The following is a 14,070-nucleotide window of genomic DNA, read 5'->3' on the forward strand; positions in this document are numbered from 1 at the left end:
CCCGCGCTAGAGGCCGGTTCCGATGAACTGCCTCAGTTCGGGGGTGGAGGCCCGGGAGAGAAGGTCGCGGGGGCCGCGCTCCCAGACTTTGCCCAGATGCATGAAGACGATCTCGGAGGCGACCGAACTCGCGAAAGACATCTCGTGCGTGACCAGCAGCATGGTCATCCCGTCGGAGGCGAGCTTCTCGATGGTCTTGAGCACTTCGCCCGTGAGTTCGGGATCGAGCGCCGACGTGACCTCGTCGAAGAGCATCAGGCGGGGACGCATCGCAAGGGACCTCGCGATCGCGACGCGCTGCTGCTGTCCGCCGGAGAGCTGGCTGGGATAGGAGTCCAGCTTGTCCGAAAGCCCGACTTGCGACAGCACCTCCGCCGCGAGGTCGCGAGCCTCGGCGGCGCCGACCTTCTTCACCTTGCGCGGGGCGAGCATCACGTTCTGTGCGACGGTCAGGTGGGGGAAGAGGTTGTACCCCTGGAAGACGATGCCGACCTCGCGGCGCAGCGCACGGAGATCCACCTCAGGGTCATGGAGGCCGTGTCCGCAGACCGTGAGCGTTCCGGCGTTGATCTGCTCGAGACCATTCACGCACCGGAGCGCCGTGCTCTTTCCCGAGCCGCTGCGTCCGATCAGCGCCATCACTTCGCCCGCGTTCAGATGAAGGTCGATGCCCTTGAGGACTTCGAGCGATCCGAAGCTTTTCCTTACGCCTTTGAAATCAACGATTGTCGCGGCCATCAAGTGTTCGATCCTCTATGCTGTTGAAGCCGCAGGCTGATGGCAGCCGGTCATGCACACACCATATCATTTTGAGTTTTGTCGGCAATAATCTTTTTTATCGGTCGAGCCACAGAAAATCTGTGAGCCTACACAGCCGGATAATGGGCGTGCGTGCGCAAAAATAATGCACTTTGCCTACAAAGTGGCGGAAGCTGTTCGGAGCTTCCGCCGTTTCCCCGCTGCTCTCGGAGCCGTTTGCGAAGTCCCAAGGAGGACAATATATAGAAGAGAAACCGCAAATCCCCGCTGCATGATGTATGCCGGCCGCCTTCTCAAACAGGCTCCTAGGCGAGAGTGTAGCCTGTCTTGACGGTGGTGAAAAACTCTGCCGCGTATCGTCCCTGTTCCCTTGGACCGAAGGACGAGGCCTTCCTGCCGCCGAACGGCACGTGGAAGTCAACTCCCGCGGTGGGAAGGTTCACCATGACCATGCCGGCCTCGGCGTTTCGCTTGAAGTGCGTCGCGTGCTTGAGGCTCTGCGTGGCGATGCCGGCCGAAAGTCCGAAGGGCGTGTCGTTGGCGACGGACAGCGCTTCGTCGTAATCCTTGACCCGGATCACCGCGGCCACCGGTCCGAAGATCTCCTCGCGGGAGATGCGCATGTCGTTGGTCGCTTCGGTGAAGAGAGCCGGCTCCAGGTAATATCCCTTGGTCTCCCGTTCCAGGAGCCTGCCGCCGAAGTGGAGGCGGGCTCCTTCGCTCTGCCCGATCCCGATGTAATCCAGATCCTGCCGGAGTTGCCCCTCGTCGACCACGGGGCCGATGTGGGTTCCCGGCTTGAGCGCGTTGTCCACGACGAGAGAAGCCAGTCGCTCGGACATCGCCGCGACGAAGCGGTCGTGGATGCCTTCGGTGACGATCAGGCGTGAGGATGCGGTGCAGCGCTGCCCGGTCGAGAAGAACGCGGAATTCACCGCGGCTTCGACGGCCACCCCGAGGTCGGCGTCGTCGAGCACGACCATCGGGTTCTTGCCGCCCATCTCCAACTGGAAGCGGCGGTTGTGCTCGACGGATGCCGCCGCGATCTTCTTTCCGGTTGGGGTCGACCCCGTGAAGGTGATGGCGGCGATGTCGGGGCTGTCGATGATCGCCTGGCCGACCAGCGACCCGCGTCCCATGACGAGGTTGAGGACGCCTGCCGGGAGACCGGCGCGCTGCAGGATGTCGACGATTGCCCAGGAGCTGGCCGGGACCAGGTCCGCCGGCTTGAAGACGACCGTGTTCCCATAGCAGAGCGCCGGGGCGATCTTCCACGCCGGGATCGCGATCGGAAAGTTCCACGGCGTTATGATGCCGATCACGCCGAGAGGCTCGCGGGTGACTTCGACGGCGATCCCCGGGCGGACGGAGGGAACGGTTTCGCCTGCGAGCCTGAGCGCCTCGCCCGCGAAGAAGTCGAATATCTGCGACGCCCTCACGACCTCGCCGACGGCTTCCGGCAGCGTCTTGCCTTCTTCGCGGGCGAGCAGGGCGCCCAGCTCGTCCTTGCGCGCCAATATTTCGTCCGCCGCCTTGCGCAGGACGGCGTGGCGAACGAGCGGCCCCGAGCGGGACCATGCGGGGAAGGCGGCCTTGGCTGCCGAAATCGCGTCAAGCACGTCCTTGCGCGTTGCCTTCGCAAACACGCCGATGACGTCATCCGTATCGGACGGGCTGATGTTCTCCCGTCCCTCCGATCCAACCCACTCACCGGCGATGCAGTTCTTGAACATGGGATATCCTCAGGGATCAGGCGCGGGCGTAAGCGGTCATGACTTTTTCGATCGCGGCCGCGATCTGCTCGACATGGCGGTCTTCGAACCGGTCGGTCCACCACATGCACACCGTCTCCCGGCAGGCCGCTTCCGCTTCCGGGCACAGCTCGGACGCGAAATCGTCCCTGCGTGCGCCATCGAGGGTGAACGGCCAGCCGGAGTTGCCGAATGTCCTGTGCTCACGGATGAGCGGGTAGCGGTAAAGCGGAATCGGACCGGGATAGCCGATGAACCCGTCGATGCCTTCGGCGGTCAGGGCCTTCATCATCTCCGGCACGGAGACCGTCAGCGCCGCAGGATCGACGCGGAAGCTGTAGAAGAAATAGACACCGACGGTTCCCTCCGCCGGAAGCACGGGCGTGACCGGGACGCCGGCAAGAAGCTCGGTCAGGCGGTCGGCCGACGTGATGCGCGCGTCCACGAACCGCTTGAGCTTGCCCAGCTGGCCGAGGCCGACGGCGGCCTGCAGTTCGGTCATGTGGTAGTTGGTCGCGAGGAACAGGTGGTCGCGGCCGCCACGCTCCCGCGGCCAGCCCTTGTCGGAGCAGTGGCGCAGATTGCGTCCGAAGCGACCGTCGCCGTTGGTGATCACCATGCCGCCGTCGCCGGTCGTCATGTGCTTCGACTGCTGAAAGCTGAAGCACCCGACGTCGCCGATCGTCCCGCAGAGACGATCCTTGTAGTAGGCGAGGTGCGCCTGTGCGCAGTCCTCGATCACGGACAGGCCATGCTTGCGCGCGATCGCCATGATCGCGTCCATGTCGGCTGGGTGGCCGTAGACGTGGGTGACGATGATCGCCTTCGTGCGCGGGGTTATGTTCCGCTCGATCGAGGCGGGATCGATGTTTTGCGTCTTCGGGTCGACGTCGGCGAAGACAGGGATGGCAAGCTGATACAGGATCGGGATGACCGTACCGACGTCGGTGATCGGCGACAGAATAATCTCGTCGGCGGGATCGGGGTTGAGGTAGGTGACGGCGACGTGCAGCGCGGCGGTTCCGTTGGCCACGGCCACGGCGGTCTCGACTCCGTACATCTCCGCCCAGCGGCGCTCGAACTCGGACGTCTTCGGTCCGGTCAGGAACGACAGCCGGCCTGTTTCCATCACGTCCCGCAGATGGCGCGTCTCTTCCTCGCCGAACGTCCTGCCGGACGCGTCGCGGAAGCTCGGCAGCGTGCCTTCGATCGCCCGGGGGCCGTTGTTGATCGCAAGTTCTTTCATGACAGGTCCCGACGTTGTTGATTGGCCGGATGCAACCGATCCGGTCCGATAGGCTGGGCGTCTGCTCAAAGCCCCATGAAGTCGGCCATGAGCTGAAGCTGGTGATCGAGCATGTGGCGGCCGAGATGGACGCGGCAGCCCGCTTCCTGCGCCGCGATGAGCAGCACGGTCATTTCGGGCTCCATGATGACTTCGGCGACCACCATGTCGGCGCGGAGCGTCGAGGGATCGATCGGCAGCGGATCGCCGGTCTTCATGCCGAGCGTCGTAGCGTTGACGACGAGGTCATGGCCGCCCGCGTCGCCGGAGCCGAGTGAAACGGACAGACCGGGCCTGAAGGCCTGGAGACGGTCCCGCAGGTCCTCGATCTTGGGCCGGCTGCGGTTGGACAGGGTGATGTGCGAGACACCCGCCTCCGCGAGCGCGAAGGCGACGGCGCTTGCCGCGCCGCCTGCGCCGGCCAGGAAGACCCGCCGTCCCCAAGGATCGACGGCCGCTGCGCGCAGTCCCGCGACGAATCCTATCCCGTCGAGCTGGCCGCCGATCAGCCGGCCGTCGGGCTCGAACCGCAGGATGTTGACGGCGCCCACCGCGGCGGCCTGTGGCGTGACTTCATCGCAGAACTCCATGATCGACTGCTTGTGAGGCACGGTGACGATCGAGCCATCGAGGCTCTTTACCAGCCGCAGCGCCGTCACCACCGCCGCAAGGTCGGCGGGAGCGACGTTGAACGGCACCATGACCGCGTCGCGACCGCGCTCCGCTGCGATCCTGTTGATCGCCGGCGGGGCCTTCACGTGTTCGGTCGGATGGGCCAGGATGCCAAGGACCCGTGTCCTGCCGGTGATGATCCGGCCTTCGCTGTTGTCCGCCATCTTATCTGCCCCACCGGATTGCCAACGGATTCGCCGCGCGCGCGAGTTCCAGCAGGCCCGCCTTCGTTTGCGGCTCGATCTGCGCAAGGGGATGGCGGACCGCGTCGGATGCGATGACGCCTCCTTCCTTCATGACGGTCTTGGCGGCGCGCAGGCCACACTGGCGGTTCTCGTAGTTCACGAGGGGCAGGACCTTCTCGTAAGCGTCCATCGCGCCCTGACGGTTTCCTTCGCGATGCCTGTCGAAGACCGGACGCAGGAGGTCGGGCAGCAGGGCGCTCGACATCACGCCGGTCGCGCCGGCGTCCAGGTCGGCCATCATCGTGATCGCCTCTTCTCCGTCGAAGGGGCCTTCGATCGTGTCTCCTCCGGCCTCGATCAGCTTCCGCAGCTTGGAGGCGGTGCCGGGCACCTCGATCTTGAAATAGCGCACGAGAGGCAGGGTCCGGGCCAACCGCGCCAGGAACTCGACGGAAAGGGTGACGCCGCTGATCGGCGCGTCCTGGATCATGACGGGGATGCCCGCGGCTTCGGCCACGCGCGCGATATGCTCGTAAATCGCGGTCTCGTCGATCTTCGTCACCACGGAACTCGCCCCGTGATAGGGCGGCATCACCATGATGAGCTCGGCGCCGTGCTCCGCGGCATGACGGGCGCGGTCCGCAGCCACCCGGGTGCTGAAATGACTGCAGGTGACCATCACCGGAACGCGTCCGGCGACCTGTTCGAGGCAGAGTTCGGTCAACTGCCGGCGCTCGTCGTCCGACACCAGGAACTGTTCCGAATAGTTGGCGAGGATGCAGATTCCGTCGACCTGCTGGTCGATCATGCAGGCGAGCACGCGGCGCTGTCCTTCAAGGTCCAGGGTGCCGTCCTCGTGAAACGGCGTCGGCGCGACTGGAAACAGCCCCGAATATGTTCTCGCACTCATACTGAAGGATCCTCCTCGAAAAGCCGGCGACGCAAAAGAGCGTTCTTGACTTCCTGAGCGCTATCATAAATGATTTTTGCGCACAATATGCAATATGGATTTCAGATGAGCGACACCAGCCAGCAACGCGCCGCCATCCGTCTGCATGATGCGGACAACGTCATCGTGGCAACCCGTCGCCTGGAAAGCGGAACCGATCTCGGCGAAACCGTCACGCTGGAGCCCGTTCCCAGCGGCCACAAGGTCGCGACGGCAGCCATCGCCCCCGGCGAGCCGGTGATCAAGTACGGGCAGGTGATCGGCGTCGCTTCCCGCTCCATCGAGCCCGGACAGCACGTCCACCTCTCGAATGTGTCGATGCTGGAGAGCAACGTCTCCCATGATTTCGCGGTCGACGGGAACCCGACACCGCTTCTGCCGGCCGAACGCCGCAGGACCTTTGAAGGCTACGTGCGCGAGAATGGGCTCGTCGGGACGCGCAACTACATCGGCATCATCACGTCCGTGAACTGCTCCGCCACCGTCTCGCGCGCCATTGCCAACCACTACAAGACTGTCGGTTTCGGGGGGCGGACCAACATCGACGGCGTGGTGGCGCTGACCCACGGGACGGGCTGTGCGATTCCCACGGATACGGAAGGCTATCTCTACCTGCGCCGGGTCCTGAACGGGTATGCGCGCAACCCGAACTTCGCCGCCGTGCTGATCATCGGCCTCGGATGCGAGACGAACCAGATCAGCCACCTCGTCGACGCATACGAGCTGCAGGACGTGCCGCGGCTGCGCACGATGACGATCCAGCAGGTCGGAGGGACGCGCAAAACGATCGAGGAAGGCATCCGGATCATCGACGGCATGCTGGACGAGATCGACGCGATCAAGCGCCAGACCGTGCCGCTCTCCGGTCTGAAGCTGGCGCTGCAGTGCGGCGGGTCCGACGGCTATTCGGGCATCACCGCAAACCCTGCGCTCGGCTACGCCTCCGACCTGGTCGTTAAGCACGGCGGCACGGCGGTGCTCGGTGAAACACCCGAGATCTATGGCGCCGAGCACCTTCTCACCCGCCGCGCCGCGACGCCCGAGGTTGCCAGAAAGCTCATGGACCGCATCGACTGGTGGCGCGACTACACGGCCAGGAACGGCGCCGATCTGAACAACAATCCCTCCCATGGGAACAAGGAGGGAGGGCTGACCACCATCCTCGAGAAGTCTCTGGGCGCGGTCGCGAAAGGCGGTTCGATGCCCCTGCAGGCGGTCTATGAATATGCCGAGATCATCGACACGCCGGGATTCGTCTTCATGGACACGCCCGGCTACGACCCGGTCGCGGTGACCGGCCAGGTGGCGGGCGGGTGCAACATGATCGTGTTCACCACCGGTCGGGGATCCGTATCGGGATTCAAGCCTGCTCCGTGCATCAAGGTGGCGACCAACAACGCGCTCTACGAGAGAATGAGCGAGGACATGGACCTCAACTGCGGTGGCATCATCGACGGGAGCGACAGCATTTCCGAAGCCGGGGAGCGCATTTTCGAGCTGATCATCGCCGTCGCATCCGGACAGAAGAGCTTGAGCGAGACGTTTGACTATGGTGACAATGAGTTCGTGCCTTGGCAGCTGGGGGCGGTTACATGACGCGTGAAAGGGACGGGCATGTCGCATAGAACGCTCGCCAAGGAGGCGATCGCGGACATCTTGAGAAGGGCCGTGCTCGAGAAGTCGCTGCCTGGAGGCGCTGTCCTTTTGGAGGGACCGATCGCGACGCTGTTCAATTCCAGCCGGACCCCTGTCAAGCAGGCGCTCGCCGCGCTGGAGGCCGAAGGGCTCGTCCGGCGCTTCAGCGGTCGCGGCCTGCTGGCGGGCACGGAGGGAGAGCCGCTCCGGGTCAGTCTCACGCCCGAAATGCTCAATCTCAGCCCGGAGGGGCCCGAGTACCCGAAAACATTCGCCTGGGAGAAGTTCTACTACGACTTCGAGAAAACGGTGATTCTGCATGCGGTCTATGGAACCGCGCACATCAACGAACTGGCCCTTTCCCGCCATTACCGCGTAAGCCGTACGGTCGCGGGAGACATCCTGAACCGCGGCGCCGAAATGGGCATCGTCAGCCGGGACGAGAAGTCCAGGTGGTTCGTCAATCCACTGGACGAGCGGCGCTTCCGCGACCTTTATGAGGTCCGCTGGCTGCTCGAACCCGCAGCGCTGCAGACCGCCGTGGACGAGGTCCCCACCGAGTTCGTGGAGGGACTGCGGTCCCGCATCCTCGCCGCAGGTAAGGACTTTCCGGAAATCGAAGGCGCGCGACTGGACGAACTGGAGAAGGACCTTCACATCGATCTCCTCGGCTGGACGCGCAACGTCGAGATCATGGAGAGCCTGAGGCGCACCCACTGCGTGCTGGTGGCGGGTAAGCATATCCAGCAGGCGATCCGGGGGATGGCGGGCATCGACGCCTTCATGGGCGAACACCTGGAGATTGTCGATGCGGTCCTCCAGCGTGATCCTCAGCTCGCAATGGCCCGCCTGTCGGCGCATCTGCTCGCCTCCAGCCGGAAAGCGGCGGAGCGTATCGAGGCTTTCCGCAACGTGAGCGAAATGAAGGCGGTCAGCTACCTCGTCGGCCAGTAGCGTTTTTGGCGCGCTGACCTCGCCGAATCCGCATCCCGGTGGATGCTGGAGAGTGCTCTTTCGCAAGGTCTCGGCCGGATGCGGATTCCTGCGTGCTCGACACAGGCCCCAGGAATGGACGCGGCTTGTTGCCGGGGTGGAAGGCCGTGAAGGGGAAGGCGCTCGTCGGACCTCACGCTTCGGTCTGCGAAACTCCGCAGAAAGCTCCCGGGCATGGCAGGGATCGGCGTTGCATCGGAGGATAAGAACGGCAAAAGCCAAAAAGCATAAATGATTATTGCATGCATTACGCAATTATGTCACTACGAGGAGTACGCAACGGGAGGGAAAAATGCACAAGGCACGCAAGCCGATGATTTTCAACCTGCTGGCAGGAGCCGTTCTTGCTGCGGTCTCCGGCGTGAGCCAGCCCGCATTCGCGTGGCCCGAAAAGCCAATCACGATGATCATTCCGTTTTCGGCGGGCGGTGGCACGGACGCGACCGGGCGGATGCTTGCCGCCCTGATGGAGAAAGAACTCGGCACGCCCGTCAACGTGGTGAACCGGCCGGGCGGCAACGGTCTGGTCGGGCATTCGGCGATCGCCGCCGCCGCGCCGGACGGATACACCATCGGCGTCGCCACGACGGAATCCATGTCCTACAAACCGACGGGCCTCTCGCAGTTCCGGCCGACGACGGACTTCAGCGCGATCGCCGTCTACAACACCGATGCGACCTCCGTCGTCGTCACGCCCGATTCCAAGTATAAGTCGCTCGCCGAACTGCTCGAGGCCATCAAGAACGGTGAGCAGGTCCGTGTTTCAACGGGCGGCGCGTTCGGCGGCTCCTACCAGATCGCCTTCGGCCTTCTCCTGAAGGACCGCGGGGTGGACCCCATGAAGCCCATCTACGTCAGTTCGCAGGGCTCGGCACCCGGCCTCCAGGAAATGGTCGCCGGCGGCGTTGACGTGACCGTCACGACGCTCGCGGAGGCTGCCTCGCTCATCCAGGCCGGCAAGGTCCGCCCGCTCGCGGTCATCGGCGACAAGCGCAATCCCGGCTATCCCGACGTGCCTTCCACCGCGGAAGCGGTCGGTACGACCGAACTGACATTCAGCTCCTGGCGAGGGGTGATGGCGCCTGCCGGACTGCCCCAGGACGTTGCCGACAGGCTCCGTGCCGCGGTCAAACAGGGAGCTGCGTCCAAGGAGTTCAAGGAGTTCATGGACAACAGGGGCTTCGGCGTCGCCTGGATCGAGGGCGAGGATCTCAAGTCGTTCCTTGCGACCAGCGAAGACGAGATGGCCACGGGCCTGAAGGAAATCGGTCTCGCGAAGTAGCCGCGGCCGCCTGCCCGGACCGGCGGCACGGGGCGTCACTGCCCTGTTCCGCTATGAGGGCGCGTCTCTTCATCTCCAGTCGATTCGTGCGCATCGAAGGAAAGCCTTCCGATGAAATTCAACGACGCCATCATAGCGGTTCTGCTGCTTGTCCTGGCGGTTGCCCTGTTCCTGGGCGCCAGGACCTTGCCCTCTTTGCCGGGGCAGACGGTCGGTCCCGCTCTCTTTCCGATGACCATCGCGGTCGCGCTTGCGCTGACGTCCGTGGCCATTCTGCTGAACGCTGTGTCTTCAGGCCGGATGGAGCCGTGGGTCGTCCTCAACGACGGCATTTTCTCCCCGCGGACGCTTGCCTCCGTGTTGGCCGTTCCCGCTTCCGTCATCGCCTACATGGCCTTCGCCGACGTTGTGGGCTTTCTCGCCGTCTCCTCAGGCCTCCTCTTCGGTCTGATGCTGGTCTTCAGAACGAAGGTCGGCGTTGCGGCGTCGGTGTCGGTCCTCGTTTCGACAGGCTGCTTCCTGCTGTTCCGCAGCGTCCTCATGGTTCCGCTGCCGGAGGGCGCCGTCGAGCGGCTGCTCATGGAGGTGTTCCATGCTGTCTGACGTCCTTGCCAACATCCTCACGACGCAGACGATCGTTGCGATCATCGGATCGGCGATATTCGGCCTCTTCATGGGCGCGATACCGGGCCTGACGGCGACGATGGCGACAGCGCTCCTCGTGCCCGTCACCTTCTTCCTGGACCCGGTTCCCGCCGTTGCGACGATGATCACGGCGGTGGCGGTCGCGATCTTCGCCGGTGACATTCCGGGCTGCCTGCTCAGGATGCCGGGCACCCCCGCCTCGGCGGCATACACCGACGAGTCTTATGTGATGGCCCTGCAGGGCGGCGCCAAAAAGGCGCTCGGCATCGGCCTTCTGTCTTCGGCGTTCGGCGGTCTCTTCGGCACGGCCGTCCTGGTCATGGTCGCTCCGTCCCTCGCCGAATTAGCGGTACGTTTCAGCTCCGCGGAATATTTCTGGCTCGTGGTCCTCGGGCTGAGCTGCGCAGCCGGGATCGGGGCGAACAATCCGCTGAAAGGATTCGCGATGCTGATGCTCGGCTTGGCGATCGCCACGGTCGGCATGAACAACAACGCCGGAATCCCGAGGTTCACCTTCGGGGAGACGGGCCTCCTGGACGGAGTGGCCCTCATCCCGATGATGGTCGGCATGTTCGCGATCTCGGAAATCCTCCGCTATGCGACCAACAGCAGGAGGGACTTCAGCGAACCCATCAAGTCCACGGGAAGCGCGATCCGGGCGTCGGCCGCGATCATCGCGAAATACCCCGTGCAGCTCCTGCGTGGCAGCGCCTTCGGGACCGTCGTCGGAGCGCTGCCGGGCGCGGGGGCGGACATAGCCGCCTGGATGTCGATGGGCATGAGCAAGGCACGTTCAAAAACGCCCGAGAAGTTCGGCACTGGACACCCCGAGGGCCTGGTCGAGGCGGGCGCGGCGAACAACTCGTCGTTGGCCAGCGCCTGGATCCCGGCGCTCGTCTTCGGCATCCCCGGAGATTCCATCACCGCCATCGTCATTGGCGTGCTTTACATGAAGAACCTCAACCCCGGGATGGAACTCTTCACGACGAACGCCGTGCAGCTCTACTCGCTGTTCGCGATCTTCGTCATCGCCAACCTTGTCATGATCCCCGTCGGCTGGGCGGCCATACACGGAGGCAGCGCCATAACGCGGCTTCCCAGACGCGTGATCATGCCGTGCATCCTGATCTTCTGCATCCTCGGAAGCTTTGCCATCAACAACAGCAGCTTCGACATCGCGATCATGCTCTTCTTCGGCGTCTTCGCGTTCTTCCTGGAGGAAGCGGGCTTCCCGATCGCCCCGGCGATCCTCGGAGTGGTCCTGGGGCCGATGCTCGAAAACTACTTCGTGACCACGATGACGAGTTCGGGCGGCGACCTCACCGCGTTCCTGTCGCGCCCCATCGCCGGCACGATCGCGCTCCTCGTCGTGTGTGTCTGGGCCATCCCGCTGCTCCGGCTGTTCCGCTCGAGGCAGTCGGTTCCCGTCGTGACGAGCTGAACCGGAACATTCAAATGAACATCAAGCATCACTACGATCCCGCCGCCCTCAGGACCTTTGCGAAAGGTCTCCTTGCCGCCAAGGCCGTGGATCCCGTCATCGCGGAAACCGTCGCTGACGTGCTCGTCGAAGGCGACCTTCTCGGCCACAGCACCCACGGTCTCGCACAGCTCTCCAGTTACCTCGGCAGCTTGGAGAAGGGGACGATGAGAGCATCGGGTACGTATGACGTCGTCAGCGACTTTCCGGCAGCCACGACGTGGGACGGGCTCTGGCTGCCCGGCCCGTGGCTGACGAAGTTGGCGTGCGACGAAGCGAGCCGGCGTGCCAGAACCTTCGGGACGGGTACGGTCGTCATCCGCCGTGCTCACCATATCGCGTGCCTTGCCGCATATCTCGAGCCCATCACGTCGGATGGCTTGGTGTGCATCATCCAGAGCTCGGATCCTGCCGTCAGGGCCGTCGCCCCGCATGGCGGAACCAGGCCTGTCCTGACACCGAACCCCATCGCGATGGGCATCCCGACGGACGGCGATCCGATCCTCATCGACGTCTCGATGTCGATCGCGACGGTCGGAATGGCGAGGCGGCTTATCGCATCCGGGGAAAAGGCCCCTTTCCCTTGGCTTATCGACGGGAAGGGCGAAGCAACCGACGATCCGAACGTGCTCGACGATGATCCGCAGGGCAGCCTGATGCTGCTCGGAGGCCTTGAATCCGGCCACAAGGGGTTCGGCCTCGCTCTCATGGTGGAAGCCCTCACGAGCGGACTGGGCGGTCACGGCCGAGCCGACAGGCCTGAAAACTGGGGCGCGTCCGTGTTCGTCCAGGTGCTCGATCCCGAAGCTTTCGGAGGCAGGGAGGCCTTCATCCGGGAAACCAGCTACACGGCAGGAGAATGCGTTGCAGGGCCGTCCCGGCAGGAAGCGAATCCGGTGCGGATGCCGGGCTCCGCCGGTCTGCGGCGCAAGCGGACCGCAATTGCGAACGGGCTGGTTCTGGCTCCCGGCATCGTGGATGCTTTAATGCCATGGGCCGATCGCCTGGGCGTCCCGATGCCAGCCGCCCTGCCGACATGAGATCCTGCGGATCCGCGAGCGCGTGGTCAGGCGACGGTCAACGCCCCCTGACCAAGATAGCGCGGCCGCGTGCTCTGCAACATTCATCGGCGAGGTGAGAGGACAGCGCGATAGGTGTCAGCGAAACAACGCCGCCATTATCAACCAAGGACAGCTACGGCCGAGCGGCAGCCGATCTCGCCAAAATGCAGGTCGACGTGGTCGGAACGGATGCGATGGAAGACGCCGGCGATCGTGCGCCGGACACAATCGTTGAAGCCCTCTGCCGAGTTGGCATGCACGCTGCCGTGAACACACTCGCGCTGGGAATGGCAGACCGTGTCATGCGCGCCGAATGCGCCTACACGAACTCCTGCCCGGGGAATGGAAGGCAATCCCCGAGCAGACGAAAGCTGCCTGACCGCGGCACTCACCGGATGCTTTCCGATCTAGTGACGCGGGCCGACGTGGTGGAGGATTGGGCGGGGTTGGACTTCCTTCAGGATTTCCACGCGCTGATGAACGCCGACATGGTCGGCACCAGCCCCGCCAGCGGCTTCAGCGTCCTGGCCGTCCGTCTCAATACCCGCGCACGCCTGTTCATCGAGCCGGACGTCGCCGCCCGCCGCATCCGGCCCTTCGAAGCCTGGACGCCCTGAAGCCTTACGCCCCCGGCCACGAGCGGGACCGGGCAAGCGCTTGCAGAGCGGCGCGGACACGGCCCACGACGGGCGCCCACTCGCCGCGCCGGTCCTGGCGGAACAGGCGCATGGTCGGGTACCACGGCGTGCACAGCCCCCGGTCCAGCCAGCGCCAGTCGGGCGAGAAGGGCAGCACCGTCCAGACCGGGCGGCCGAGCGCCCCGGCCAGATGCGCCGGTGCCGTGCAGGAGCTGATGACGAGGTCGAGCTTCTCCATGATCGCCGCGGTGTCGGCGAAGTCCGCGATCTCCGCGCCGAGGTCGGTGAAGGACGGCGGCAGCGGCCCGCAGGTCTCCAGGTCCTGCCGCCCCGCCCCCTTCTGCAAGCCGAAGAACGAGACGCCCGGCACGTCCAGCAGCGGAAGGAAGGCCTTCAGGCGGGGCGACCGGATGTGGTCGGCCTTGAACCCGGGATTTCCCGCCCAGACCAGCCCCACCCGCAGCCCGCGGGGCGGCTCCATGCGCGTCGCCCAGCGTGTCACCAGCTCCGGCTCGGCGCGCAGATAGGGGGTGTCGGCGGGGATGGTGTAGAGCATGGTGCCGAGCCGGTGCGGAAGGCTGGCCAGGGCGTCGTGCGCGTCGTGCGCCGGCGGCGGGTCGAACCGGCTGACCACGCCCTCGATGCCCGGCATGGCGGAGAGCAGGCGGACGAGCTGGCTGTTGCACTCGATGAGGACGCGCACGCCCCGCGCCTGAAGCCGCGGGGCGAAGCGGG

Annotated in this window: 13 protein-coding genes and 1 pseudogene; 7 read left to right on the forward strand and 7 right to left on the reverse strand. The window is 64.8% G+C overall.

Going from position 1 to position 14,070, the window contains the following annotated elements; all coding sequences use genetic code 11:
* Positions 1–6 precede the first annotated feature (6 nt).
* From ACFPMG_RS22830 to ACFPMG_RS22850, 5 genes are all read right to left on the reverse strand, one after another.
* Positions 7–738 carry an amino acid ABC transporter ATP-binding protein gene (locus ACFPMG_RS22830; RefSeq protein ID WP_035680946.1) on the reverse strand — a complete coding sequence of 244 codons (732 nt, stop codon included), beginning with the start codon at positions 736–738 and terminating at the stop codon, positions 7–9.
* A 326-nt stretch (positions 739–1,064) separates the two neighbouring features.
* Positions 1,065–2,492 (reverse strand): aldehyde dehydrogenase family protein, encoded by a 1,428-nt coding sequence (locus ACFPMG_RS22835; protein WP_376997516.1) that lies wholly within the window; start codon positions 2,490–2,492, stop codon positions 1,065–1,067.
* Positions 2,493–2,508: 16 nt separating this feature from the next.
* Complete coding sequence (locus ACFPMG_RS22840) at positions 2,509–3,756, reverse strand: DegT/DnrJ/EryC1/StrS family aminotransferase (protein ID WP_376997518.1); 1,248 nt, start codon at positions 3,754–3,756, stop codon at positions 2,509–2,511.
* Positions 3,757–3,821: 65 nt separating this feature from the next.
* The gene (locus tag ACFPMG_RS22845; RefSeq protein ID WP_376997520.1) at positions 3,822–4,631 is read right to left on the reverse strand and encodes a shikimate dehydrogenase family protein; all 810 of its coding nucleotides are present in this window, start codon (positions 4,629–4,631) and stop codon (positions 3,822–3,824) included.
* 1 nt (position 4,632) lies between these two features.
* Positions 4,633–5,562 carry a dihydrodipicolinate synthase family protein gene (locus tag ACFPMG_RS22850; protein ID WP_376997521.1) on the reverse strand — a complete coding sequence of 310 codons (930 nt, stop codon included), beginning with the start codon at positions 5,560–5,562 and terminating at the stop codon, positions 4,633–4,635.
* A gap of 105 nt (positions 5,563–5,667) precedes the next feature.
* Here ACFPMG_RS22850 and ACFPMG_RS22855 point away from each other — a divergent pair, with 105 nt between their 5' ends.
* From ACFPMG_RS22855 to ACFPMG_RS22880, 6 genes are all read left to right on the forward strand, one after another.
* The gene (locus tag ACFPMG_RS22855; RefSeq protein WP_376997522.1) at positions 5,668–7,197 is read left to right on the forward strand and encodes a UxaA family hydrolase; all 1,530 of its coding nucleotides are present in this window, start codon (positions 5,668–5,670) and stop codon (positions 7,195–7,197) included.
* A gap of 18 nt (positions 7,198–7,215) precedes the next feature.
* On the forward strand, positions 7,216–8,190 hold the full coding sequence (locus ACFPMG_RS22860; RefSeq protein WP_376997523.1) for a GntR family transcriptional regulator: 975 nt from the start codon (positions 7,216–7,218) through the stop codon (positions 8,188–8,190).
* A 331-nt stretch (positions 8,191–8,521) separates the two neighbouring features.
* Positions 8,522–9,511: a Bug family tripartite tricarboxylate transporter substrate binding protein gene (locus ACFPMG_RS22865; protein ID WP_376997524.1), complete on the forward strand. Its 990-nt coding sequence runs from the start codon at positions 8,522–8,524 to the stop codon at positions 9,509–9,511.
* Positions 9,512–9,622: 111 nt separating this feature from the next.
* Entirely contained in the window at positions 9,623–10,114 is a 492-nt protein-coding gene (locus tag ACFPMG_RS22870; RefSeq protein ID WP_376997525.1) for a tripartite tricarboxylate transporter TctB family protein, read from the forward strand.
* On the forward strand, positions 10,104–11,597 hold the full coding sequence (locus ACFPMG_RS22875; protein ID WP_376997526.1) for a tripartite tricarboxylate transporter permease: 1,494 nt from the start codon (positions 10,104–10,106) through the stop codon (positions 11,595–11,597). The genes ACFPMG_RS22870 and ACFPMG_RS22875 overlap by 11 nt, the downstream gene beginning before the upstream one ends.
* A gap of 14 nt (positions 11,598–11,611) precedes the next feature.
* Positions 11,612–12,676, forward strand: a complete 1,065-nt coding sequence (locus ACFPMG_RS22880) for an Ldh family oxidoreductase (protein WP_376997527.1) — start codon at positions 11,612–11,614, stop codon at positions 12,674–12,676.
* A gap of 164 nt (positions 12,677–12,840) precedes the next feature.
* Here the strand turns inward: ACFPMG_RS22880 and ACFPMG_RS22885 are convergent.
* Positions 12,841–13,011: pseudogene (locus ACFPMG_RS22885) on the reverse strand (transposase); the annotation flags it as partial.
* A gap of 81 nt (positions 13,012–13,092) precedes the next feature.
* Between ACFPMG_RS22885 and ACFPMG_RS22890 the strand changes: the two are divergent.
* Positions 13,093–13,314 carry a hypothetical protein gene (locus ACFPMG_RS22890; protein ID WP_376997528.1) on the forward strand — a complete coding sequence of 74 codons (222 nt, stop codon included), beginning with the start codon at positions 13,093–13,095 and terminating at the stop codon, positions 13,312–13,314.
* Positions 13,315–13,318: 4 nt separating this feature from the next.
* On the opposite strand, the gene ACFPMG_RS22895 is transcribed toward ACFPMG_RS22890, so the two are convergent.
* Positions 13,319–14,070 (reverse strand): glycosyltransferase family 9 protein (locus tag ACFPMG_RS22895; RefSeq protein WP_376997529.1); only part of this gene is annotated, 752 nt, incomplete at its 5' end.

It is taken from the genome of Azospirillum himalayense, from assembly GCF_042657465.1.
Lineage (GTDB): Bacteria > Pseudomonadota > Alphaproteobacteria > Azospirillales > Azospirillaceae > Azospirillum > Azospirillum himalayense.